The organism is Dolichospermum sp. UHCC 0259 (genome assembly GCF_009711935.1).
Taxonomy (GTDB): domain Bacteria; phylum Cyanobacteriota; class Cyanobacteriia; order Cyanobacteriales; family Nostocaceae; genus Dolichospermum.
Genome location: NZ_VIKX01000224.1, coordinates 1 through 1,578, shown reverse-complemented (window position 1 = coordinate 1,578; position 1,578 = coordinate 1). Strand labels below are relative to the sequence as shown.

The window sequence follows — 1,578 nt, the reverse complement described above, 5'->3', positions numbered from 1 at the left end:
CCTACTTCTACCTACCCTATAAACTCTCGAAAGTGGGGGGAGAGTGAAAAACTACTATATAAGGTATCATTAGGCATTCTGGCACGAAACAAATCGGCATCAATGAATTTAGTCTGTGTCAGAGTAGCTTGTGATAATCTGACATTTCTCAGAACAGCATCAGAAAAATCTGCACCATCTAAGTTAGAGCTAGATAAAAATGCGTTCTTGAAATTTGCTTGTTTGGCGATCGCTTTGGTAAAATTTGCTTTCTTAGCGATCGCATCTTCTAGATTAGCCCCAGTGAGATTAGCCCCCGACAAGTTTACCTCTGACATTTGTGCATTAGTCAGTTTGGCGTTTGTGAGATTGGCGTTAGTTAAAATAGCTTCGTTTAACCCGATTCCTAAAAGGCTCGAACCCGATAGATTCGCTCCTGTGAGATTTGCTTTATCTAGCTTGGCTTCATTTAGCAAGGTATTTGACAAATTAGCCCCTGTGAGATTTGCTCCAATGAGTGCGCTACCATACAAATCTTTATTGGATAAATCCACTCCTGACAGATCACAGCTATTACACTCGTTGGTATTCATTAACCGAGTAATATTAACACTGGGACGACTGGCAACGAAGGCATTAGCAGGTAAACTAAACAGCGTTACACTCAAAACAATTGTCAGCACAAAAGCAGAAAGTCCCCGAAACCAAAGTTTAATATTCATGTTGTATCTCCTTAAAATTGTTCGCCAGATCATCAAGTTGTCATTAACTCAAACTAACTGAAGGAGGCTCACTCCAAGTCCCATAACCAGGTGCTTTCGCGCCAGGAGGATTAACCCCAACAGCCCGCCAGACAAGTCCTTCGGGATAGGATTGAGGACTGGGAATAAAATGGCTATTTTCTTTGCCTGCACCATACCATGCCTCCCATGCGTCGGGAAGTTCATACCAATTAGCCGTGTACCATAGTTTAATGATGTTGCGAGCAACAGGTCCACGTTTTGAAGAGTCTAGAATTTGAGAGCGTAGTCCCTCGCTTAAAATTACGGGATCATATTTCTTTTTTGCTCTCTTATCTAGATCATGAAAGATTGTTAGCAATTCCCCCAATATGTCTTCACCAACCATCTTCAGAACGGTGTCAAAGTAAAGTTCAGTTTGTCCAGTTCCTTCCAGATCAAACCGAGAAAATCCTGTTACCTCTGCCGAAAAATCCAGGAAATACCCCATGAATTCAGGTGTCTTAATACTCACTAGTTATTTACCTCCACAAAATTTCTAGGTTCTTATTTCTAGGTTTTTGAGTTTCAACTTTTGCTATTTACTCAAACTTATAAATTGGACCTGCATTAACTCCATTCAGTCCCGGAATAGGGTTACGAATCAGACTAGTAGCCAATTCCTTGAGTCGGAACATACTTCCCACCGCAGGAAGCAACTGCTCAGGATAACCATTAAAGGAATGTTCAATCTCTGCAAGGAATCTGCTGTAAGCTTGCTGGAACTCTAGTGCGTGAGTAGTGTGTTAATTTTGACAGGAAAACCAGGGATTTCCTTCATGCAGAAAGTATGATAGAAAAAAGGATACCTGAAAGCTCA

The 1,578-nt window shown here is 41.2% G+C and carries 2 protein-coding genes; both read right to left on the bottom strand.

What is annotated here, in order from left to right:
- Window positions 1-11: 11 nt before the first annotated feature.
- On the bottom strand, window positions 12-701 hold the full coding sequence (locus FJR05_RS19025) for a pentapeptide repeat-containing protein (RefSeq protein WP_168645574.1): 690 nt from the start codon (window positions 699-701) through the stop codon (window positions 12-14).
- Between the two features lie 43 nt (window positions 702-744).
- Window positions 745-1,233 carry a hypothetical protein gene (locus tag FJR05_RS19020; RefSeq protein WP_371416914.1) on the bottom strand — a complete coding sequence of 163 codons (489 nt, stop codon included), beginning with the start codon at window positions 1,231-1,233 and terminating at the stop codon, window positions 745-747.
- Between the last annotated feature and the right edge of the window lie 345 nt (window positions 1,234-1,578).